Source organism: Streptomyces sp. WAC03905 (genome assembly GCF_057371075.1).
The window spans coordinates 1351766-1374386 of the sequence record NZ_JBXYDZ010000003.1 but is presented as its reverse complement, the minus strand read 5'-3'; the positions used below and the strand labels follow the sequence as shown (position 1 = coordinate 1374386).

Here is a 22621-nt window from a genome sequence, read left to right as displayed (position 1 = left end):
GTTCGCCGCGTCACCTGACGCTGCCGAGGTTCCCGTCGTCGGGGTGGCCGGTGACCAGGAGGGTGGTCTCCTCCACGGACTGGAAGCGGCCGTCGGGAGCCATCCGGGCGAAGAGGTAGACCTCGGTGCTGGAGGTGCGGCCGTTGAACCGGGTGAGGGTGACGGTGTGCCGGTCGGCGTAGCGCGGTCCGTCACGCAGCTCGTCGTGGACCTCGATGCGTCCCTCGCGGACCAGGGTGCGCAGTCGCGTCATGTGCTGCACGAAGTCGGTCCGGTCGCTCCAGACGCCGTCGGTGCGCTGGCGGTAGTCGGGGGTGAAATGCCGGTCGACGGCCTCGTTGAGGTCGAGGCCGGGGGTGAACAGCAGGTCGGTGATGGCTCGGGTGATGTCGGTCGATGTCATCGTCGTCTTCGCCTATGGGGGGTGGGGGGTGGTCCGTGACCGGCTGTGCGCAGCCGGGGAGTACGGGCACGGCACGTTCCGGCCGGTGCCGCCCTGCAAGAGGGGCGTCAGCCGCGGCAGGTTCCACTGTCGGGCACGGGAGTGAAGTCCAGTGAGAGGGCGACCGGGCCCCGCGTGTACAGGCCGCTCTCCCGGTAGTGGAACCCGGGGCTGTAGCGGACCTCGTCCAGCAGGGGCAGGAGCATCGCGGCGACGGTCTCGATCTCGGCGCGGGCGAAGGCCGCGCCGACGCACTGGTGGAGTCCGCTCCCGAAGGCCAGGTGCTGGGCGGCCGCGGTGAACGAGCGGGCCGTGCCCAGGTCCGCACGGTGGAGGTCGAAGGTGTCCGGGTCCGTGAACGCCTCCGGGTCGCGGTTGGCCGCACCGATCATGCAGAAGACGGTGGCTCCGGCCGGGACGGTGGTGCCCGCGAACACGGCGTCCGCCTCCGCCTGGCGCGGGATGAGCTGCACGGGCGGGGTGAGACGCAGGGTTTCGGCGATCGCCGCACCCAGCAGGTCCGGGTCCCGGCGGACCTCGGCGAGCTGCTCGGGGTGCTCTATCAGGTGCCGGAAGAGCAGCGCGAGGGTCTTGTCCGCGGGCTCGGCGGCGGCGATCAGCACGTTGAGGATCAGGGCGACGACATCGCCGTCGCTCATGGTGACACCGTCGAACTCCGCGGTGCACAGGTCCGATATCAGGTCCTCGCCGGGGTGGCGGCGCCGCTGCTCGATCACGGGGAGGAGGTAGGCCTCCAACTGCTCGGCGCAGTCCAGGCAGTGGCGGCGGCGCTCGGGGGTGAGGGCCAGGCTGGTGACGAACTCGGCCACGCCCGCGTGCCACTCGGCCACCCGCTGCCAGTCGGCCCGGTCCAGGCCGAGGACGTCGAGGGCCACGTGGACGGCGAACGGCTTGCCGAAGTCGTTGACCAGGTCCATCCGGCCGCGGGGGAGGAAGGGGGCCAGGAGCTCGGCGGCATTGGCGCGGATGGCGTGCACCTGGGCTTCGAGCGCGGCCCCGGTGAAGCCCCGCACGACGATCCTGCGCTTGGCGGTGTGCTCCGCGCCGGTCATCTGGGCGAGGACCCGCCCGCGCATCACCGGCTCGGCGCGCACCTGGAACATCTCGGTGGTGAAGGCCTCGTGGTCCGTCAGCACCCGTTTCACGTCCTCGTGGCGGGAGACGAACCAGCTGTCGATCGCCGGCTCGTGGTGGACCGGGGTCCGCTCCCTCAGCCGGGCGTAGAACCGGTGCGGTGCGGCGGCGAATTCATCGGACAGCACGCTGAAACGGGGAGTTGCCAGGGGCATGTTCGGCGACCTCTCGAAGGTGACGCATCGTGCGGGCGGGGGAACGGGCGGGTCCGGCCGGCCCGGAATCCGAGGGATAGTACCGGCGCCGAACGAACAATCGGTCGTACCCGCCGGTCGGTGACCTGCCGCCGGACGGTCGGTGACCCGTCTCCGGAGGGGCCAGTGACCGGCCGTCACTCGTGGCACTGTTGCCCCATGACCATCGAAGTCCGCCCCGCGTCGGTCATCGAGGACGTACGCACCCTGCTCGGACCGAAGTCCCCCGGGGCCAACGTCTGCTGGTGCCTCAGCTACCGGATCCCGGCGCGGCTCAACAACGAACTGCGCGGCCCGGCCCGGGGCGAGTACGTCGCCGGACTGTGCCGCAGCGGCACCCCTCCCGGCGTCCTCGCCCACGAGGACGGCGAGCCGGTCGGCTGGGCCGCCGTGGCCCCGCGCGCGGACACCTCGTTCGCCCGCAGCCGCACGATCCCGCACGTCGACGACCTGCCGGTGTGGTCGCTGTGGTGCATCCGGGTCCGCCCCGGCCACCGCAAGAAGGGCCTCTCGCACGCCCTCATCGCCGGCGCGGTCGAGTTCGCCCGCGCCCACGGCGCACCGGCCGTCGAGGCGTACCCCCTCGACAACGGCGAGGCCCGGGTCGACCTGACGATGGCGTACGCCGGTCTGCGGAAGAACTTCGAACGGGCCGGCTTCGTGCACGCCGCCGACACCACCTCGGTGCTGGCCGGCCACCCCCGGGTCGTGATGCGCCTCGACCTGCGCTGATGTCCCCGTCGCGCCGTCGGGTGGGGGCGACCGCCGCCGCCCCCACCCCGCCCGTCAGTGCCGCCGGGCCGGTGCCAGCACGGCGTGCGGCCCCCGGCCGGCCCCACCCGCGGCCGCACCCGCGGCCGGGCCCGGGGCGGGCTCCCACTCGCGGCGCGGCCGCGCCGTCGGGGCGGGCAGCCTGGACAGGTTGGCGCTGACCATCGAGGCCGTACGGACCACGGCCTCGCCCAGCGGGGCGATCTGCCTGCTGTCCAGCGCGGTCGCCGCCAGCGCCGCCACCACGTGCCCGGCGTCCGAGAACACCGGCGCTGCCACGCACGACAACGCGCTCACGCACTGCCCGTACTGGAAGGCCGTGCCCTGCTCCCGGGCCCGGGCCGCCTCCCGCGACCACGCGGCCCGCGACCATCCCGCCGGCGGGTCCGCCGCCGGGCCGGACGACGCCGTCAGGATCAGCTCGGCCGCACTCCCGGGCGGCAGGACCGCCCCCGGATGCAAGGCGAGGACGTCGTCCACCTCACTGCGCGTGCTCCCCACCACGATCGCGTGCCCCGCCTCGGGAACGGACAGGCTGACGGTCAACCTGCCGCTCAGTGAGGCGAGTTCACGCAGGGGGCGCGCCGAGGCGGCCCGCAACGCCCGCGCCGGGTGCCAGGCCTGCCCCAGCCGGAACGTCCTCGGCCCCAGCCGGTAGCGCCCCGAACAGCTCTGCACCGCGCCGAGCGCCACCAGTTGCCCGAGCAGCCGGTGCGCCGTCGCCTTGGGCAGTTCGGCGTCCGCCGCCAGCCTGGTCAGGCCCACTTCGTCGCCGTGCGCGAGCACCTCCATGAGCGCGAACGCGCCCTCCAGTACACCCCGCCCCTCAGTGCCGGATCTGGCCATGAGCGGTTCCCCCTTCCGTACGGAAGCCATCGGTCGGATGGTGTCCGTAACTCCCCGTTCGTCCCGGCCCATCAGCAAGAACGGTGGTGCCGCCCTCCGCTTCCGCCGGTCCGTTGAACGGACCAGATCATTGCCGGTGCATCTCGATCGCGCCAGGGTGTTGTCACCCAGGGACGCACGGACCGGGCCCTCACCGGGCACGGAACGCCCGTCCGCCAGGAGCGACACAAGGAGGTTCCGATGAGCGCGATCAAGACCAGCGCCAAGCAGTTCAAGTACGTCATGGGTGCCATGACGGCCGTCTTCTTCGGTTCTTGCTCTGCCAGCTGACGCAGATTCGGGGGGTGGGGGCGGCGCGCCGCCCCCACCCCTTTTCTTCACGTTCCAAGGAGGCACGAGTGCTGGAGACCGGTGTCCGGCAGGTCCGGGTGGCGATGGCCATGGTGTTCGGCCGGAAGCTGAACGTACGGGCCGTGGAGCGGCTGGTTGCCGACGCCCTCGCCACGCTCGAGGAGTTCGGCTCGCTCGGCGACGACGTCGACGAACTCGCCGACGGGCCGTTCGCCGACCCGGACGAGCGGCGGGACCTGCAGAACCGGGCGCTCCAGCGGACCGTGCGCCGCCTCGCCCGGCGTTCGCCCTTCTACCGCGAGCGCCTCGCCGGCATCGACCTCGACGGACTGACCACCGAGACGCTCACCCGGATCCCGGTCACCCGCAAGGCCGACCTGATCGAGCGCCCCGCCGACTTCCTGTGCAGCACCCCCTACCTGGCCACCCAGACGACCGGCACCACCGGCCGCCCCGTCCGGATGTGGCTGTCCCGCTACGAGATGGAACTCTGGCCGGCGCTGATCGCGCTGTCCGTCGTCCTGCGCGGCGACATCCGCCCCGGCGACCGGATGCAGATCAACCTCAGCTCCCGGGCGACGGCCGCCGTGCAGGAGGACGTGGAGGTCTGCCGGCTCGTGAACGCCTCCTGCCACGTCGTCGGACAGGTCCCGCCCGAGGAGTCCGTCGAGCACCTGCTCGGCGGCAACGGCACCCGCCCCACCCTGCTCACCGGCAACCCCAGCTACCTCGCCCGGATGCTCACGGCGGCACGCCGACGCGGCTACGGACCGGACGACTTCGGTCTCCGGTCGATCTACGCCGGCGGCGAGATCGTGTCACCGGCCTTCGTCCGGGCGCTGCGCGAGACCTTCGGCGCCGAGACCATCGGCGACAACTTCGGCATGACCGAACTGCTGCCCGTCGGCGGCCGCACCTGCAGCCACCACCACCTCCACATCGACCCCAACATGGGGTACACCGAGGTGCTGGACCTCGACACGGGCGAGCCCGTCGCCCCGGGGCAGCTCGGGGAACTGACCGTCACGCCGTACTACCCCTACCGGGAGTGCATGCCGGTGCTGCGGTACAACACCGGCGACGTCGTCCGCACCCTGGAGGGCGAACCGGACTGCGAACTCGCCGCCGTGCCCGCCGTCTCGCAGATCCTCGGCAAGGCCGGCACCCTGCTGCGCACCGCCGACGCGGTCGTGACGCCCCGCGACGTCGTCGAGGCCCTGGACGGCACCCCGGGCATGCCGTGGCCGCTGCGCCACCGGGCGCAGGTCGGGGCCGACGGCCGGCTCCACGTGGAGGTCGCCTCGCGGACCGCGACCGCCGCCGAGGTGACCGGGCGGCTGCTCGCGCGGGACATCGACGCGCGCGTCACCGTCCTGCCGCTGGACGACGAGGAGGCCGCGCGCCGCTTCCCCCTGCGCTGTGACCTGTTGGAGCACACCTTCACCCGGAGCCACGCATGACGGTCTTCTTCCAGCTCGCGGTCACCGCCGCCCTGGCCCTCGCGGTCGTCGTCGGCACCATCGCCTACTTCCGTGCCGTCCGCACGGCGAGGCCGCCCGTCGGCGTCTTCAACGGCCGGGACATCTTCATGATGATGGGCTTCGTCCTGGCCCTGCCGTACGTCTACCTCGCCCTGCCGGGCGCCGTCCTCCCCGTCGTGCTCGCCCTGGTCTTCGCGGGCGGACTGTCCGTCGGCTACCAGCCGGTCATCGGCAACGGCAGGCTGCGCTGGGCGCTGATCACCGCGCTGATCGCGAGCGTCCTCGTCACGCACCTGGCCTTCGGCGAGACGGCGCCGCCGTACTGGGTGGCGAACAGCTGCGTCGTCGGCCTGGTCGTCGTCTCCGCCACGAACCTCAACGTCCAGGGCGGCATGCGGCTGAAGAACGTGGCGTGGTTCCTGCTCGCCCTCGCCGCCTACGACGCCTTCTTCGCGTGGGTCGTCCCGCTGACCCAGGAGCTGGCCGACGCCGTCCAGGGCTATCCGTACGCGCCGGCCGCGGGCCTGCGCATCGGGCAGGACCTCGGCGCCGTCGTCGGCATGGGCGACCTGCTGGCCTACGCCCTCTTCACGACCACCGCCTACAAGGCGTACGGCCGGACCGGGCTGCGGACCGGGATCGCCCTGGTCGTGCTCTTCGGGGCGGTGGCGCCGGTGGCCGCCCTGCACCTGATCTCCGCGGCCACCGGCGATGCCCCCGGCATCATCCCGGCCCAGGTCTTCTTCGGGCCGGCGGCCTTCGTGGCGTACCAGGTCCTGCGCCGCCGGGGGCCGGAGCGCCGGATGGCCGACATCGTCTTCCGCCGGGACCGCGCGGACGTGCCGCGGCCGGCTCCCCTACGCGCCGGGGCCCGGCCGGCGGCCTGAGCGGGCACGGCCGGGGGCGGCGCGGGCGCCGGCAGGTCACCCGCGCCAGATCTTCTCGTACGCCTCCTGGTACCCGACGGGGTCCCAGGAGGTCGCCCCGCCGCTGTTGTCGGCCGTGACCACGTGGACGGGGGCGACGTATCCGCTGGCGGGCCGGCCGGCGAAGGCGCGGTTGAACTCGTCGACGATCTGCCAGCCCTGCTGCGCGAGCGGCTCCGGCACGGTGGCGGCCTGGTACTGCCTGCTGTTGACGCGCTGGAAGGCGGACGGATCGCCGTCGCCCGCGCCGATGTTGGACGGCGGCCCGCCGCCGGGCCTGCCGGCCGCCCGCAGGGCCGGGGCGGCGTCGGCGAAGTAGAGGTCGTTGATGGCGACCGTGTGGGTCCACTTCTTCCCGAAGCGGGACAGGAGGGAGGAGACCTCCTGCGGGGTGCGCCGGCTCGCGTCCGGGATGGGGACGTTCTCGTACGCCAGGAGCCGTACGCCGGGGCAGTCGGCGAGACGCCGCTCGATCAGGTCGGCCTTCGTCCGCGCGAAGGGGATGGAGTCGTCGGTGAAGAGGACGACGCCCGCCCGGCCGTCGGACCGGGCGATGACCCAGTCGGCGCTGATCCTCGCCACGTCCTGGACCTTCGTGGTGATGTTGGTGAAGAGCGGAGGGTCGGTGCTCGGCCCGGGGGTGTCGACCGCGTGCCAGCCGATGAGCGGGATGTCCGCCGCCCGGGCCCGGGCGACCTGCTGCGAGGTCAGCCGCGGGTCGAATCCGCCGATGACGATGCCCGAGGGCTTCAGGGTGACGGCCTGGCTCAGTGCCGCCTGGATCCCGGCCGGGCTGCCCTCCCCGTCGATCACCCGGACCTGCCAGCCGATGGCCTTCGCGGCCTGCTGGAGACCGCGGGCGACTCCCGCGACCCCCGGATTGGTCATGGTCTGCGCGACGTAGACGATGCTCTTGCCGGGGGCCGCCGCGGGCCCCGTCGTGGGGCCGGTCCACGAGATGTCGGTGCTCTCGGCCTCGTCGACGGCGGCCTGCGCGGCCTGCAGGACGGCCGGGCAGCCGGCCGCCGCGGTGCCGGTCGTGCCCGCCGGGCCGCCCCCGCATCCGGCGACGGCCGCCGTGAACAGGGCCGCGGCCGCGAGAAGGGTCGTGCGGTGGGGGTACACGGTGCTCCTGACGCTCTGTGCGCTGCGAGGTGGTCTCAGGGGGCGTCCGGCCGGTGGTGCCGGGTGCGCGCGGCCGCGCCCGTCGTGGTGGCGCCGGCGCGCAGCCGGCGGCGGGCGGAGTAGCCGGCCAGGCCGACCGCGATCAGCAGGGTCGCGCCGTTGAACAGCGGGGTCGCCCAGAACTGCGCGCCGAGCTGCCCGATCCCGGCCAGTCCCACGGCGAGGACGGCCACGGCGACGAGGGTGCCCAGGGCGTTGGCGCGGCCCGGTTTGATCGCGGTGGAGCCGAGCAGGGCACCGACGAACGCGGGCAGCAGGTAGTCCAGGCCCACGCTCGGGTTGCCGATCTGCTGCTGCGCCGCCAGCAGGACGCCGGCGAAGCCCACGATCAGGCCCGACGCGGCGAAGGCGACGACGGAGTAGCGGTGGGTGGGGATGCCGAGGATCGCGGCGGCCCGCGGGTTGGAGCCGATGACGTACAGGTACCGGCCCGGCGGCAGCCGTTCCAGCAGCACCCACAGGGCGGCGGCGACGGCGAGCACGTAGAAGGCGGGGACGGGCAGGCCGAGGACCGTCGAGTCGTACAGGCCGGTGAAGGCGGCCGGGAGACCCTCGGGGCCGGGGACGATCCGGCTGCCGTCGGTGATCCAGCCGGTCGCCGCGTACATCATGCTGCCGGTGCCGAGCGTGGCGATGAGGGAGTCGATGCGCGCGAACTCGACGATGATGCCGTTCACGACGCCGGCCAGGGCCCCGCCGACGACGACCGTGAGGCAGGCCGGCTGCCAGGGCCAGTGCTCGTCGACGATGAGGTGCATCACCATGACGTGGGCCAGCCCCAGGCCGTAGCCGATGGACAGGTCGAACCGGCCGGCCGCGACGGGGACGGTCACGCCGAGCGCGAGGAGGGCGGGGATCGATTGGTTGGACAGGATCGAGGAGACGTTGTCCCTCGTCGGGAAGGTGTCCGGCAGGACGAGGGAGAACACCAGGAAGAGCAGGACGGTCAGGGTCAGCAGGCCGTAGGTGCCGACGAAGTGGGCGCGCCGGCGGATCACCGGCCCGTCCCGTCTCCGGTGATCGCGGGCAGGGCGGAGGCGGTGCGCGTCAGCTCGGTGACGTTCAGCGTCCCGCCCGCCAGCTCGGCCACCACGGCGCCGCGGCCGAAGACCAGCGCGCGGTGGCAGAGGTCGGCGACCTCCTCGAAGTCGGTGGAGACGAGCAGGACGGCCAGGCCCGCGGCCACGGCTTCGTCGAGGATGCGGTGGATCGCCGCCTTGGCCCCGACGTCCACGCTGGCGGTCGGCTCCTCCAGGACCAGCAGCCGCAGGTTCCCGCGCAGCCACCGCCCGACGACCACCTTCTGCTGGTTGCCGCCGGAGAGGGTGGCGATGGGCACCTCGCTGTCGCGGGGCCGCACCGAGAACCGGTCGATCAGGGCGCGCGCCTCGGCGCGTTCGCGCCGTGGACCGCTCCAGCGCCAGTCGGGCACACCGGTTGCCCGCGGGTTGGCGAGGAAGTTCTCCCGCACCGTCAGATCGGCGGCGCAGCCCTCCTCCTGACGGTTGCCGGCGACGAATCCGACACCGGCCCGCAGGGCCCCGGCGACCGTGCGCGGCCGGTACGGGCGGCCGTCCAGCAGGACCCGGCCGCCGCGCAACGGCAGCGCGCCGGCGAGGGCGCGGCCCAGGTGCGCGTGGCCGGCGCCGGTCAGGCCCACCATGCCGAGGACCTCGCCCTCGCGCACCTCCAGGGTGACGGGCCCGGTGCGGCCGGTCGACACGCCGTCGAGGCTCAGGACGGCGGGCCGGGGCTCCGCGGCCGCGGATCCCGGCGCGGGGCCGGGCGTCCGGCGGGCCGGTTCGTGGCCGACGATGTCGCGCACCAGGCGGGCGGGGGAGTACGGGGCCAGCGGCCCGTGGCTGACGAGGCGGCCGTCGCGCAGGACGGCGAAGGTGTCGGCCACCTCGTAGACCTCGTCGAGCCGGTGGCTGACGTACAGGATGCCGTGCCCCCGGTCGCGCAGGGCGTGCAGGACGTCGAAGAGCCGGGCGCAGTCGGCGGCGGGCAGGGTGGCGGTCGGCTCGTCGAGGACGATGAGGCGGGCGCTGCGCGCCAGCGCGCGGGCGATGGCGACCAGGGACCGTTCGGCGGGGGCGAGGTCGGCGACGCGCGCGTCGGCGTCGAGGTGCCCGGCGACGGTGCGCAGGGCCTCGTCGCAGCGTTCCCGGGTCCGCCGCCAGGAGATCAGGCCGCGGCGCAGGGGGTAGCCGGCACCCAGGGCGATGTTCTCGGCGACGGTCATCCACTCGACGAGACCGAGGTCCTGGTGGATGAAGGACATCTCGCGGAAGGCCGCCTCGCAGGGGTGCGGGTGGCCGGCCACCGTCACCTCGCCCGCGTCGGCGTGGTGGACCCCCGCGAGCACCTTGATCAGGGTGGACTTGCCGGCCCCGTTGGGTCCGAGGAGGGCGAGGACGCTGCCACCGTGGAGGTCGAGGCTGACGGAGTCCAGTGCGACGGTGCCGCCGAACCGCTTGCCCAGACCGCGTACCCGGACGAGGGGTTCGGCCCCGGAGGGCGGGGGCGGGCTCATCGAGGTGACGGGAGTGTCATGCACGGACGTCTCCGGGGCCGCCTGGGGGAGGTGGTGCTGCGTCAGGGAACAGTCGGGATGTTACTGGGGACCATCGCTGCATCTCGGACATTGCGGGTCATGCCGCGTCCACGGCGCATTCGGCCCAGATGACCTTGCCCCGGGGGGTGTACCGGGCGCCCCAGGTCCGGGAGAGCTGCGCGACGAGGAACAGGCCGCGTCCGCCCTCGTCCGTCGTCGCGGCCCGCCGCAGGTGGGGGGCGGTGCTGCTGCCGTCGGAGACCTCGCAGATCAGGGCCCGGTCGTGGATCAGCCTGACCTGGATGGGTTCGCTGCCGTACCGCATGGCGTTCGTGACCAGCTCGCTGAGCATCAGCTCGGCGGCGAAGGAGAGTTCGTCCAGCCCCCACGCCGCCAGCCGGCGGGTGGCGGCGGCCCGGACCTCGCCGACGCGGGACGGGTCCGGGACGAGGTCCCACGTGGCGATCCGGTCGGCCGGCACGGTACGGGTGCGGGCGACGAGCAGCGCGACGTCGTCGCCCGGATGCTCCGGCGCCACGGCGTCGATGACGGCCCGGCAGGTGTCCTCGGGTGTCCGGTCCGGCCCTGCCAGCGCCTGGCGCAGCTGCTCCAGCGCGACGTCGACGTCGCGGTGGCGGGCGTCGACGAGGCCGTCGGTGTAGAGGACCAGCGTGCTGTGCTCGGGGAGGCGGACCTCGGCCGTCTCGAAGGGCAGCCCGCCCAGGCCCAGCGGCGGTCCGGCGGGCAGGTCGGGGAAGGTCACGCCGCCGTCCGGGGCGACGAGGGCGGGCGGGGGGTGCCCGGCGCGAGCCATCGTGCACATCTGCGAGGTGGGGTCGTAGACGGCGTACAGGCAGGTGGCGCCGACGATGCCGGTGCTGCCGGTGGCGCTCGCGTCGCCGCCCTCCTCGCGGTCCAGCCGCACCAGGAGGTTGTCCAGGTGGGTGAGCAGCTCGTCGGGGGCCAGTTCCAGCTCGGCGAAGGTGCGGGCGGCGATCCGCAGCCGGCCCATCGTGGCGGCGGCGTGCAGTCCGTGTCCGACGACGTCGCCCACGAGCAGGGCGACGCGGGTGCCGGAGAGGGGGATGACGTCGAACCAGTCCCCGCCCACCCCGGACTCGGCCGGCAGGTAGCGGTGGGCGACCTCCACGGCGCTCTGCTCGGGCAGGCCGCGCGGGAGCAGGCTGCGCTGCAGGGCCAGCGCGAGGGTGTGCTCGCGGGTGTAGCGGCGGGCGTTGTCGATGCAGAGGGCGGCGCGGGCGGCGAGTTCCCGGGCCAGCCGGCTGTCGTCGTCCCCGTAGGGGGCCGGGTCCTCGGAGCGGTAGAAGGTGGCGATCCCGAGGAGTACGCCGCGGGCGAGGAGGGGGACGCAGATCATGGAGTGGACGCCGTGGGCCAGGATCCCCCGGGCGTGCTCGATGCCCGGCAGCATCCACGCCGGAGTGGTGTCCTGCAGGCCGGTCTCCAGTACGGCAGGCTCGCCCTCCAGACAGCGCATGTGCGGGCTGCCGGGATCCAGGCGCACCTGGTGGCCGACGGGGTGGAAGGGGCAGTCGTCGCGGATGCCGTGGACCACCGTGCGGTGCAGCTCGGCCTGCGGGTCGGCGGACTCCTCGCCGCGCAGCACGGCTCCGGCCAGGTCGACCGTGACGTAGTCGGCCAGGCGCGGCACGGCCGTCTCGGCGAGTTCCCGGGCCGTCCGGCTCACGTCCAGGGTGGTGCCGATGCGGGTGCTGGCCTCCGCCAGCAGTTCCAGGCGGCGGCGTGCGGCCACGGCGTACTTGCCCACCTCGGGCTCGCCCACCAGGACCAGGCCGCGGACGGCGCCGGAGGAACCGGCCGCGTCGTCCGTGCGGGCGGACGCCCTCCCGCCCGGCCCGGCCGGTGCGCCGCCCGCGTACCGCGCGCCGGCGGAGGCGTCGGCGAGGTGCCAGGGCAGCGACTCGGCGCGTTCCGTGGCGGCGAGGGCCAGGGCGCCCAGGGCGGAGGCGGTCGGTTTCGTGGCGGCCAGGTGGTGCGCCGGCGGGGACTCCCCGGTGAGGACCGCCTCGACGACGACGCCCTGCACCCCGGAGGGGCTCGTGACCGGGCTGCTCAGGAGGGTGACCCCGCGCCCGTGGGACAGCGGCACCTCCACGGCGGCCCGCTGCGGGGAGCAGATCAGCTCGGTGGCCTTCGCCTTCAGGACCATCTGATCCTGCCGGTCCAGCCCGCCGCCGGTCAGTTCGTCCAGCCCGATCAGCTGCCCGTCGTCGGCGGCCTCGCCCCCTCGGGCGCGGAGCCGCGCTTCGAGGTACGTCCGCAGCAGGGCGCGCTCGCGCGCCGAACCCTGCTCCATGAGGCGGCGCTCGATGGACTCCGCCGCCCGGCGGACCAGGACCGGCAGGGCCGGGTCCTCGTAGCTGCGCGGGTAGCCGAAGCAGAGGACGCCGACGATGTGGCCGCTGAACTGGTCGCGGATGGGCGTCGCGGAGCAGGCGTTCGACTGGGAGCGCTCGGCGAAGTGCTCGGCGCCGTAGACCTGGCAGAGCCGCCTCTCGGCGAGCGCGAGCCCGATGCCGTTGGTGCCCGCGTAGCGCTCGGCGAAGACGAAGCCGGGGACGCTCTGGATCGGCGGCAGCCGGCCGGCCAGGGTCGGCTCGCCGAACCGGCGCTGCAGGACGGTCCCGTTCCCGTCGGCCAGGGAGACGTTCATCTGGCTGCCCGAGAACCTGGACTGGAGCTGGTCGAGGACCGGCCCGGCCGCGCGGACGAGCCGGCTGTCCGGGTCGAAGTCGTCCGTGTACGGGAGGTCCGTCTGCTCCGGCGAGAGGCCCAGCATCCGGCTGCGCATCCAGGAGTTCAGGATGGTGCCGCGGACGCTGCCCTCGACCGCCTCGCCCAGCAGGAACCGCTCACGGGAGCGTACGGGGCTGACCTTGCCTCCCGTGACCCCCATCTGCACCACTTCCCCTTGCCGTGCCGCCTGCGAGCGCCTTCCGAGTATATTCCTCCGCTTTTACCTCAATAGAGCGGAATGGGTCTGCTTGCTCCGGCCCGTTCTTGCAGTGTTCCCCCTGCCTCACAGGACCGCGACCGGATTGACCGGTGACCCCGTCCCGCCCGGCACCCTGAGCGGCGAGACCATGAGCATGAACGCGTACCGCCCGGCTCCGGCGCAGGCCGCCGAGAGGGCCTCCAGGTCGAGGTTGTCCAACAGCGGCACCCCCATGGCGGCGACGGCCAGCGCGTGCACGGGGGAGTGCACTCCCTCGACCGGCGAGGGACGTACGTCGCTGTCCCCGTCGCCGCCGAGCAGCGCGATCGCCCGCTCCGCCAGCAGCGGCACGGCGTCCACGTGGAAGCCCGCACAGGCCGCGTCGGCGTCCCAGGGGCCGAGCTCCCGGCGCCGCCGGAAGCGGCCGGAGCGCAGCAGCACCGCACAGCCCTCGTCGATCGTCACCCCCAGCGCCCGCTCCGCGGCGACGACGTCCCGCGCGCGGACCGCGTGGCCGGGCTCCAGCCAGTCCGTCCCCAGGACCGCCGGCAGGTCGAGGAGCACCCCCTTGGCGACCAGCGGGCCGAGGGCCTCCACCGAACCGAAGCGGGCGCCGCCCGCGCCGACGGCCTGCCGCGCCGGACGGCCGTCGTAGAGGTCGCCGCGGTAGGCGACGTGCGACAGCGCGTCGAGGTGGCTCACCGCCTTGCCGTGGTAGTCGGCGGCGAGGAAGTCCTTGTGCGTGGCGGGCTCCCCGGGCTCCACGTCACCCAGGTCGGTCATGTGGTGCAGGGCCGGCCGCTGTTGTCCGGTGCGGCGCGGGTGTTCCACGGCAGGCCCAGCGGCACGGTCGTGCCGGACCGCACCAGGGCGGCCGCCCGGAGCACGTGGTCCGGGGTGACCCGGTTCCAGGCGCCGCGGTCGGCCGGGGACCACCGGCCCCACGTACTGACCGAGGCGAAGAGGGAGTCGAACTCCGCACGCGAGACCCCGGGACCGGGATCGGGGCCGGGACCCGGGCCGGGACCGGCGGGGTCGGGCGCGGCGGCGGGGTCGGGTGGGGGGCTGCTGCTCACCTGCTGCTCCTGCGCTGGGTGCGGGTGCGGTGCTCCACGGCCGGGAGGCCTTCCCCGGTGTGCGCACGCAAGCACATGCCCGCCGGCCCGCGGCCCTACGCGGGGCACGCCGCCCGGTAGGCCGTACGGGGGCGCCGACCGGCCGCGACCGTCCCCGGCCCGGGGGCGCGGGGCCCCGGCGAGTGGCGGTGACGAGCTCCGACGGCGCAGGCTGTATGCATGCGGGTGCCCATCGGCTCCTCTTCCCGACCGGGAGGAAGCGGTCATCACCAGGTCCTCTTCGTCCTCGCGGAGTGCGTGCCCTTCGCGATCGCGCTCCTGGTGCTGGCCATCGAGTTCACGCCCGCACACTTCCTGTACACCGGGCCCTTCCTGGTGGCCACGCCCGCGCTGGCCGCCGTGACCATGGGACCCCGGGGCACCATCGCCGCGGCGGCCCTGGCCGTGGCCGTGAGCATCACGACGGCCACGTACAACCAGGCGTGGGGCAACCAGCAGGTCTACAGCAACTTCATCGCCCTCTTCCTGGTGTCGGTGGCCAGCGTGATGACCAGCCGCATGGCCCGCGCCCGCAGCGCGAGCGAGCTGAACCAGGTCCGCCGGATCGCCTCGGCGGCGCAGAAGGTCCTGCTGCGGCCCGTCCCCGAACGGCTGGGCCGGCTGCGCGCGGCCAGCATCTACCTCGCGGCCGAGAAGGGCGCGCAGATCGGCGGGGACCTCTACGAGGCCATGGAGACCCGGTACGGGATCCGGATGATCGTCGGCGACGTACGGGGCAAGGGCCTGCCGGCCGTACGGACGGCCGCGGCCGTACTGGGCGCCTTCCGGGAAGCCGTCTACTACGAGGACGACCTGGTCGACGTCATCCGGCACTGCGAGGCGGCGATGCGCCGCGACGCGGCCGTACCGGGAGCGGTCGACGAGGAGGCGCTCGTGGAGGGCTTCGTCACCGCCGTGGTGGCCCAGGTGCCCGACGGGAACGTCGTCGAGGTGGTCAACCGCGGCCATCCGCCCCCGCTGCTGCTGCGTGACGGCAAGGTCGAGGCCCTGATGCCGAGCACTCCGCTGCCGCCGCTCGGGCTGGGCGAGTTCATCGCCGGGCCGCCCGGGACCCGGGACAGCTTCGCCTTCCTGCCCGGGGACCGCCTGCTGCTCCACACCGACGGCGTCAACGAGGCCCGCGACCGCGGCAACGCGTTCTTCGCCCTGCCGGAGGCCATGGAGGCGATGCCCGACCGCGGGCCCCGAGAGTTCCTGGACCGGCTCTGCCAGGCGCTGATCCGCCACACCGACGACCAGCTGGCGGACGACGTGGCGATGATCCTCGTCGACCGGCGCGACGACACCGGCGAGCCGGCCCGATGACCCGCGTGCAGTGGCTCCTGGTCCGCGGCGAACGCGGCAATCCCGCGACCCGCCTGGACGACCGGCGCGCGGACGGGGCCGCCTGGTCCTGGGGCAACCGGGCGCGGCCACTGGTCCACGGCGCCTCCTACTTCGCCGAGCTCCTGGCGGGAGTCGAAGCGATGCGCGAGGGCGACCTGCTGCTGTTCACCGACTGGCGCGGCGACCCCGACGAGCGGCTCGACGGACCCGGCACCGAGATCGGCGCGGTCCTGTGCCGGGCGGCCGAGCGCGGGGTCATGGTCAAAGGCCTGCTCTGGCGCTCCCACCTGGACAGCCTCCACTTCAGCGAGGAGGAGAACCTCCGTTTCGGCCGGGAGATCGCGCGGGCCGGCGGCGAGTGCCTGCTCGACATGCGGGTCCGGCCCGGCGGCTCCCACCACCAGAAGCTCGTCGTGCTGCGCCACCGTGACCGCCCCGAGCGGGACGTCGCCTACGTCGGCGGCATCGACCTGTGCCACAACCGCAACGACGACGCCGAGCACCGCGGCGACCGCCAGTCGCTGCCCCTGGCCGCCCCCTACGGGCCGCACCCGCCGTGGCACGACGTCCAGCTCGCCCTGCGCGGGCCGGTCGTCGGTGACGTCGAGGCCGTCTTCCGCGAGCGCTGGGACGACCCCGCCCCGCTCAGCCGCAGCCCCCTGACCCGCCTGCGGGAGCGAATGCACCGCGAGGACGTCCACGCGGACCCGCTGCCGCCCCAGACCCCCGACCCGGCCCCCTGCGGCAGCCACACCGTCCAGTTGCTGCGGACCTACCCGAACCGGCTGCTGGCCGGCTACCCCTTCGCCCCCGACGGCGAGCGCAGCATCGCCCGCGGCTACCTCAAGTCGCTGCGCCGGGCCCGGGCGCTGATCTACCTGGAGGACCAGTACCTGTGGTCGCCCCGCGTCGTGGCCGGCTTCGCCGAGGCGCTGCGCCGCCATCCGCGGCTGCGGATGATCGGCGTCGTCCCCACGTACCCCGACCAGGACGGTCCGCTCACCCTCCCGATGAACCTGATCGGGCGGATCAACGCACTGTCCGAGCTGCGCCGGGCCGGCGGCGACCGGGTCGCGGTGTACGGCCTGGAGAACCACGCCGGGACGCCCGTCTACGTCCACGCCAAGGTGTGCGTGATCGACGACGTGTGGGCATCGGTCGGGTCGGACAACATCAACCTCCGCTCCTGGACGCACGACTCCGAACTCGGCTGCGCCGTCCACGACGAGACCCCGGACCCGCGCGCTCCGCGGGATCCGGGCGGCCTGGGGGACGGCGCCCGCGTCTTCGCCCGGGAGCTGCGCCTGGAGCTGATGCGCGAGCACCTGGACCTCGCGGAGGCGGACGACGGCGTTGACGGTGGCGGTGAGGGAGACGGCGGCTCGCTCTGCGACCCCGTGGCCGCCTTCGAGGCCTTCCGGGCGGCCGCCGCCGCGCTCGACGCCTGGTACGAGGGGGGCCGCCGCGGACCGCGCCCGCCCGGGCGGCTGCGCCGCTACGGTCCCCCGGACCTGCCCGCCGGCCGGAGGCTGCTGGCCCGCCCGCTCCACCGCGTCCTGGTCGATCCCGACGGCCGCCCGATGGGGCTGAGGTGGCGCAAGAGGTTCTGACCGGGGGTGCGTACTTGGGCGTAGTGGGGCAAAGCAGCGCACCGGGCTCCTGGACGGGTACCCCTTAAGCGTCCCATGAGTAGTGGGGTTAGCATATGAGCGCCGCCTAGCTCGAAAGATAAAGCCTGTGACTGTCAACGAGGACTCGTTCACCAACTGGAACCACCGCGAGGAGATCGCGGAGGCGATGATCCCGATCATCGGGAAGCTGCACCGGGAGCGGGACGTCAACATCCTGCTCCACAGCCGCTCCCTGGTGAACAAATCGGTGGTCAGCATCCTCAAGACCCACCGCTTCGCCCGGCAGATCGACGGCGAGGAGCTGTCGGTCACCGAGACCATGCCGTTCCTGCAGGCGCTCACCGCGCTCGACCTCGGTCCCTCGCAGATCGACCTCGGCATGCTCGCCGCCACGTACAAGGCCGACGACCACGGCCTGTCGGTGGAGGAGTTCACCGCCCAGGCCGTCGCCGGCGCCACGGGCGAGCACAAGCTGGAGCGCAGCGGGGGCCGGGACGTCGTCCTCTACGGCTTCGGCCGCATCGGCCGCCTCGTCGCCCGCCTGCTCATCGAGAAGGCCGGCTCCGGCAAGGGCCTGCGCCTGCGGGCCATCGTCGTCCGCGGCGGCGGCGACCAGGACCTGGTCAAGCGCGCCTCCCTGCTGCGCCGCGACTCGATCCACGGCCAGTTCCAGGGCACGATCACCGTCGACGAGGCCAACAGCACCATCGTCGCCAACGGCAACGCGATCAAGGTGATCTACGCCAACGACCCCTCCGAGGTCGACTACACGGCGTACGGCATCAAGGACGCCATCCTCATCGACAACACGGGCAAGTGGCGCGACCGCGAGGGCCTGTCCAAGCACCTGCGCCCCGGCATCGACAAGGTCGTCCTGACCGCCCCGGGCAAGGGCGACGTCCCGAACATCGTGCACGGCGTCAACCACGACACCGTCAAGCCGGACGAGCGCATCCTGTCCTGCGCGTCCTGCACCACCAACGCGATCGTCCCGCCGCTGAAGGCCATGGACGACGAGTACGGCGTCCTGCGCGGCCACGTCGAGACCGTCCACTCGTTCACGAACGACCAGAACCTGCTGGACAACTACCACAAGGCCGACCGCCGCGGCCGCTCCGCGCCGCTGAACATGGTCATCACCGAGACCGGCGCCGCCTCCGCCGTCGCGAAGGCGCTGCCCGACCTCAAGGCGCCGATCACCGGCAGCTCGATCCGCGTCCCCGTCCCGGACGTCTCGATCGCCATCCTCAGCCTGCGCCTGGGCCGCGAGACCACCCGCGAAGAGGTCCTCGACCACCTGCGCGACGTCTCGCTGAACTCGCCGCTGAAGCGCCAGATCGACTTCACCACCGCCCCCGACGCCGTCTCCATGGACTTCGTCGGCTCGCGCCACGCGTCCATCGTCGACGCCGGCGCGACCAAGGTCGACGGCGACAACGCGATCCTCTACCTCTGGTACGACAACGAGTTCGGCTACTCGTGCCAGGTCATCCGCGTCGTCCAGCACGTCTCCGGCGTGGAGTACCCGACCTACCCGGTGCCGGCGGTCTGATCCCGCCCGACCCGTGTCGACGCCGCCGCCCCGCCGCTCCGCGCCGCGGGGCGGCGGTGTTCGTCGTCCGAGCGGCCACCGCGGCGCCCGCCCGCCCCCGCCCCCGCCCCCGTCCCCGCACCCCCGCCCGTCACGCTCACGCGTCCGCGGGTACCGGCCGACGCAGCAGGTACACGGCCGCGGCGCCCACCAGGGCGGCCATGCACGCGATGAACACCAGCCCCGCGCCCTCCAGGCCGATCGGATCGACGAGCAGGCCCACGCCGATCACCGGTACGGAGATGCCCGCGTAGGCCACGACGAACAGCGTCGAGACGACCGCCGCGCGCCGGTCCGGCGGTGAGGCCGCTGCCACCGCCGACAGCGCCCCGCGGAACGCCATGCCCTGCCCGACCCCGCCGACCACGGCGCTCGCCACCACCAGCGCCAGCAGGTCCCACACCAGCGCGCCCGCCAGCAGCGCCAGCCCGGCGAGCAGCCCCGCACAGCCCAGCGGCAGCGACCGCCCCACGCCCACCCGGCCGACGGCGAGCTGTCCGGCGGTGGAGGAGAAGAAGGCCAGCGCGACGACGAGCCCGCTCACGGCGTGATCGGTCACGTCCAGGGACTGCGCCAGGAAGGCCGGACTGACCGACGTGAACACCCCGAACAGCGCGAAGCCCGCGAAGGCGGCGATCGCCGCGGGCCCGAACACGGACCGCACCTGCGGGGGTACGCCGGGCCGTTGCGGCCGTACGGTGCTCAGCGGCCGCCGCTCCCGGACGGTCTCGTCCAGTCCGAGCACGACGGCGGCCGACACGGCGACCAGGAGCAGGTGCACGGCGAACGGCAGGTACAGCGGCCAGGGCGCGTACTGGGCGAGCAGCCCGGCGAGGAGGGGGCCGCAGCCCAGCCCGCCCATGTTGGCGGCCGTCGCCACGAACGTGGCCCGGGAGGACCCGCCCGGCGGGGCCAGTTCCATCACGTACACGGTGGCGGCGCCGGTGAACAGGCCGGCGGACAGCCCCGACAGCAGCCGTCCGGCGTACAGCCAGCCCATCGCCGTGGCGCACAGGAAGCAGACGGCGCTGGCCGCGGAGAAGCCCAGGCCCGCCAGCAGCACGGGCCGCCGCCCGACGGCGTCGGAGGCGTTGCCCGCCAGCAGGAGCACACCGATGACCCCGAAGGCGTACACGGCGTACACGACGGTCACCACCAGTTCGGAGAAGCCGAACTTCTCCTGGTAGAGGCCGTAGAGCGGGGTCGGCAGCGTGGTGCCGGCCATGCACACCGCGAACACCGCACCGCTGAGCAAGCACTGGCGCCACCCTCGGCGATCACCGTCCATGCCGCAGACGGTATCCCGGCCTCCGCGGCGCCGCAGGGCGGTCAGCGACGGCCCGCGTGGAGTTCCAGCGGGCCGGCGCCGCTCGCCCGGGCGTCGAGGCAGGCGGTGATCTGGCGCCGCAGCGCCCCCTTGACCAGGGCGGGGAGGTCCTCACGCGGGACGGTGCGCCACTGCAGGAGCTCGGTGCGGTCCAGCCGGATCCGGGCGAGGGTCGGCGCGTCGAGCACGCCGCCGTCGTAGAGGAAGCGGATACGGACCGGACGGCCGGGTTTGTGCGACCAGTTCACGGCGAGCAGGCGGCCCGGGGCGAGTTCGAGGCCGAGCTCCTCGCGGACCTCCCGCCGGGCGGCGGCGCGCGGGATCTCGCCGAGGTCGCTGTCGATGCCGCCGCCGGGCAGGTTCCAGCGGTCGGTGCGGCCGTACGCGGGTTGCACCAGCAGGATCCGGCCGCCGTCGTCGGTGAACACCACGCTGGCGGCGGTCAGCGCCTTCGGCCGGCTGGCCCGGTGGCTGGCGGCGTCGAGCGCCCCCGCGTGCTCCAGGGCCACCCGCCGGGCCGGATCCAGGCCGGCGGGCGAGCCCGGCTGGGGTACACCGTCGACCAGGTGGGCGAAGGACCCGGTGTGCAGGGCGGCCAGTCCGGCCCGCAACCGGGCCGCGACCGGGGCGGGCAGGACCGCGCAGGCCTCCTCCGGCCGCAGCCAGCGGGCGCCGGTGAGCGCGGAGGCCTGCCGGGGCGGGAGCGGCCCGATCAGGTGGACGTGCACGATCAGGGCGCGGCCGGTCGGGCCGGGCGGCCGCGAGTCGACCGCCAGCAGCCGGCCGACGGGCACGGCCGGCCCCAGCCCCTCCCGCAGGCTCCGGGCCAGCCCCCGCTCCGGCGTCTCGGTGTCCTCGACCGTGCCGCCCGGCAGGTCCGTACCGGCCGGGGCGGTCCGTACGAGGACCCGCCCGCGGGCGTCCAGGAGGATCCCGGTGGCGGCCACGAGCGGCGCCGGGCGGGCGGGGGAGGGACGTGCGGGCACGGCGGGGCTCCTGGGACGAGGGTCGGCACGAGCACTATCCCCCTTCCCCCACCCACCCCCCCGCCCCGACATGCCCACCCCCGCCCCGCGGCCCGTCGTTGTCCGCTGCCTACCCGGGACGGATTACGCGCGGGCGAGGAGGAGGCCGCCCATGGTGACCATCGTCGCCGCGACGAGGCCGTCCATGACGCGCCAGGCCGAGGGGCGGGCGAGGAGGCCGCTCAGGAGCCGGGCCCCGTAGCCCAGGCCCGCGAACCAGGTCAGGCTGGCCAGGCCGGCTCCGACGCCGAAGGCCCAGCGCAGGTCGCCGCGGTCGGCGGCGAGGGATCCGACGAGCAGCACGGTGTCGAGGTAGACGTGCGGGTTGAGCCAGGTCATGGCCAGGCAGGTCAGCACGGCCCGGCGGGCGGAACCGGAGGCGGCACCCTCCGCGGTGAGGGCGGCACCGGGGACGGGCCGCAGCACCCGCCGCGCGGCCAGCACCCCGTAACAGACGAGGAAGGCGCCCCCGGCCAGGCCCACCGCGGTCAGGGCGGCCGGCCAGGCCGTCACGAAGGCGCCGACGCCCGCCACGCCGAGGGCGATGAGGAGCGCGTCGGAGAGCGCGCAGATCGCGACCACGGCGAGCACGGCGTGCCGGCGCACGCCCTGCCGGAGGACGAAGGCGTTCTGCGCGCCGATGGCGACGATGAGGGAGAGCCCGGTGCCGAAGCCGGCCAGGGCCGCGGTGGTGATGCCGTGTGTCATGACTCCGACCGTAGGCAGCCGACACCTTTCAGTACAGCTAAAGATTTTTACGTACCATTAGCGCCCGTGATGGACGAGCTTCCCCTGGACCAGGTGCGCACCCTCCTCGCCGTCGTCGACGAGGGCACCTTCGACGCGGCCGCGGCCGCCCTGCACGTGACGCCGTCGGCGGTCAGCCAGCGCGTCAAGGCCCTCGAACAGCGCACCGGCCGCGTGCTGCTGATGCGGACGAAGCCGGTGCGGGCGACGGAGTCCGGTGAGGTCGTGGTCCGCTTCGCCCGGCAACTGGCCCGGCTGGAGCGCGACGCGCGCGCCGAGCTGGGCATGGCCGACGAGCGGGGCCCGGTGCGGCTGCCGATCGCGGTGAACGCCGACTCCCTCGCGACGTGGTTCCTGCCGGCGCTGACGAGGGTCCCGCAGGACCCGCCGATCTGCATCGAGCTGCACCGCGAGGACGAGTCGCACACGACGGCGCTGCTGCGCGAGGGCCAGGTCATGGCGGCCGTGACCTCCTCCCCGGACCCGGTGGCCGGATGCGGCGTACGGATGCTGGGACTGGCCCGGTACCTGCCGACGGCCAGTCCCGCCTTCGCCGCCCGGTACTTGACGGGCCCGCCGGAGCGGGACCTCCGGGAGGCGCCGACGATCGTCTTCGACCGCAAGGACGACCTCCAGGACGCCTTCGTCCGCTCGCTGACCGGGGACCGGGCGGCCGGCGCGGGGCGGGTCCGGCACCACGTGCCGACGTCCGAGGGCTTCCGCGACGCGGTCGTCGCCGGACTGGGGTGGGGGCTGGTGCCCGAACAGCAGGCGGCCCCCCTGGTGCGTGACGGGGAGCTGGTGCTGGTGGTGCCCCGGCGGCCGCTGGACGTACCGCTGTACTGGCAGCAGTGGAAGCTGGACTCGCCGGCCCTCTCGACGGTGGCCGACATCGTCGCGCAGGCGGCCGCGCGGGCACTGCGCGTCCCTCCGGCGTGATCGCCCGCGCCGCC

The 22621-nt window shown here is 74.1% G+C and carries 17 protein-coding genes and 1 pseudogene; 7 read left to right on the top strand and 11 right to left on the bottom strand.

From position 1 onward, the window contains the following. Positions 1 to 10: 10 nt before the first annotated feature. Positions 11 to 403 carry a nuclear transport factor 2 family protein gene (locus AC2RP6_RS08890; RefSeq protein ID WP_486445708.1) on the bottom strand — a complete coding sequence of 131 codons (393 nt, stop codon included), beginning with the start codon at positions 401 to 403 and terminating at the stop codon, positions 11 to 13. Between the two features lie 107 nt (positions 404 to 510). Next, entirely contained in the window at positions 511 to 1725 is a 1215-nt protein-coding gene (locus tag AC2RP6_RS08885; RefSeq protein ID WP_486445707.1) for a cytochrome P450, cyclodipeptide synthase-associated, read from the bottom strand. Positions 1726 to 1950: 225 nt separating this feature from the next. Here AC2RP6_RS08885 and AC2RP6_RS08880 point away from each other — a divergent pair, with 225 nt between their 5' ends. Continuing rightward, positions 1951 to 2523: a GNAT family N-acetyltransferase gene (locus AC2RP6_RS08880; protein WP_486445706.1), complete on the top strand. Its 573-nt coding sequence runs from the start codon at positions 1951 to 1953 to the stop codon at positions 2521 to 2523. 54 nt (positions 2524 to 2577) lie between these two features. Here the strand turns inward: AC2RP6_RS08880 and AC2RP6_RS08875 are convergent, their stop codons facing one another. Next, positions 2578 to 3438, bottom strand: a complete 861-nt coding sequence (locus AC2RP6_RS08875; protein ID WP_486445705.1) for an IclR family transcriptional regulator — start codon at positions 3436 to 3438, stop codon at positions 2578 to 2580. 368 nt (positions 3439 to 3806) lie between these two features. Between AC2RP6_RS08875 and AC2RP6_RS08870 the strand changes: the two genes are divergently transcribed. Together AC2RP6_RS08870 and AC2RP6_RS08865 are read left to right on the top strand one after the other, a co-directional pair. After that, the gene (locus AC2RP6_RS08870) at positions 3807 to 5219 is read left to right on the top strand and encodes a phenylacetate--CoA ligase family protein (protein ID WP_486445704.1); all 1413 of its coding nucleotides are present in this window, start codon (positions 3807 to 3809) and stop codon (positions 5217 to 5219) included. Next, positions 5216 to 6127 (top strand): hypothetical protein, encoded by a 912-nt coding sequence (locus tag AC2RP6_RS08865; RefSeq protein WP_486445703.1) that lies wholly within the window; start codon positions 5216 to 5218, stop codon positions 6125 to 6127. The genes AC2RP6_RS08870 and AC2RP6_RS08865 overlap by 4 nt, the downstream gene beginning before the upstream one ends. Positions 6128 to 6163: 36 nt before the next feature. Here the strand turns inward: AC2RP6_RS08865 and AC2RP6_RS08860 are convergent, their stop codons facing one another. From AC2RP6_RS08860 to AC2RP6_RS08840, 5 genes and pseudogenes are all read right to left on the bottom strand, one after another. Further along, positions 6164 to 7291, bottom strand: a complete 1128-nt coding sequence (locus AC2RP6_RS08860; RefSeq protein ID WP_486445702.1) for a substrate-binding domain-containing protein — start codon at positions 7289 to 7291, stop codon at positions 6164 to 6166. A gap of 35 nt (positions 7292 to 7326) precedes the next feature. Then, positions 7327 to 8349 (bottom strand): ABC transporter permease, encoded by a 1023-nt coding sequence (locus AC2RP6_RS08855; RefSeq protein ID WP_486445701.1) that lies wholly within the window; start codon positions 8347 to 8349, stop codon positions 7327 to 7329. Next, entirely contained in the window at positions 8346 to 9911 is a 1566-nt protein-coding gene (locus AC2RP6_RS08850; RefSeq protein WP_486445700.1) for a sugar ABC transporter ATP-binding protein, read from the bottom strand. Before AC2RP6_RS08850 ends, AC2RP6_RS08855 begins: the two co-directional genes overlap by 4 nt. Positions 9912 to 10005: 94 nt before the next feature. Continuing rightward, positions 10006 to 12846 carry a SpoIIE family protein phosphatase gene (locus AC2RP6_RS08845; RefSeq protein ID WP_486445699.1) on the bottom strand — a complete coding sequence of 947 codons (2841 nt, stop codon included), beginning with the start codon at positions 12844 to 12846 and terminating at the stop codon, positions 10006 to 10008. 123 nt (positions 12847 to 12969) lie between these two features. Beyond that, positions 12970 to 13961 (bottom strand): annotated as a pseudogene (locus AC2RP6_RS08840) (cyclase family protein). 219 nt (positions 13962 to 14180) lie between these two features. Here AC2RP6_RS08840 and AC2RP6_RS08835 point away from each other — a divergent pair. From AC2RP6_RS08835 to AC2RP6_RS08825, 3 genes are all read left to right on the top strand, one after another. Then, complete coding sequence (locus AC2RP6_RS08835) at positions 14181 to 15326, top strand: PP2C family protein-serine/threonine phosphatase (RefSeq protein WP_486445698.1); 1146 nt, start codon at positions 14181 to 14183, stop codon at positions 15324 to 15326. Beyond that, positions 15323 to 16957 carry a phospholipase D family protein gene (locus AC2RP6_RS08830; RefSeq protein WP_486445697.1) on the top strand — a complete coding sequence of 545 codons (1635 nt, stop codon included), beginning with the start codon at positions 15323 to 15325 and terminating at the stop codon, positions 16955 to 16957. The genes AC2RP6_RS08835 and AC2RP6_RS08830 overlap by 4 nt, the downstream gene beginning before the upstream one ends. 127 nt (positions 16958 to 17084) lie before the next feature. Next, a complete protein-coding gene (locus AC2RP6_RS08825; RefSeq protein WP_486445696.1) occupies positions 17085 to 18530 on the top strand; it encodes a glyceraldehyde-3-phosphate dehydrogenase in 1446 nt (481 codons plus the stop codon). A 136-nt stretch (positions 18531 to 18666) separates the two neighbouring features. On the opposite strand, the gene AC2RP6_RS08820 is transcribed toward AC2RP6_RS08825, so the two are convergent. From AC2RP6_RS08820 to AC2RP6_RS08810, 3 genes are all read right to left on the bottom strand, one after another. Then, a complete protein-coding gene (locus tag AC2RP6_RS08820) occupies positions 18667 to 19857 on the bottom strand; it encodes an MFS transporter (RefSeq protein WP_486445695.1) in 1191 nt (396 codons plus the stop codon). 41 nt (positions 19858 to 19898) lie between these two features. After that, positions 19899 to 20882, bottom strand: coding sequence for an NUDIX hydrolase (locus AC2RP6_RS08815; protein WP_486445694.1), 984 nt, complete (start codon positions 20880 to 20882; stop codon positions 19899 to 19901). A 123-nt stretch (positions 20883 to 21005) separates the two neighbouring features. Next, positions 21006 to 21629, bottom strand: coding sequence for a LysE/ArgO family amino acid transporter (locus AC2RP6_RS08810; RefSeq protein ID WP_486445693.1), 624 nt, complete (start codon positions 21627 to 21629; stop codon positions 21006 to 21008). A gap of 69 nt (positions 21630 to 21698) precedes the next feature. Here AC2RP6_RS08810 and AC2RP6_RS08805 point away from each other — a divergent pair, with 69 nt between their 5' ends. Then, entirely contained in the window at positions 21699 to 22607 is a 909-nt protein-coding gene (locus tag AC2RP6_RS08805) for a LysR family transcriptional regulator ArgP (protein ID WP_486450264.1), read from the top strand. Positions 22608 to 22621 lie beyond the last annotated feature (14 nt).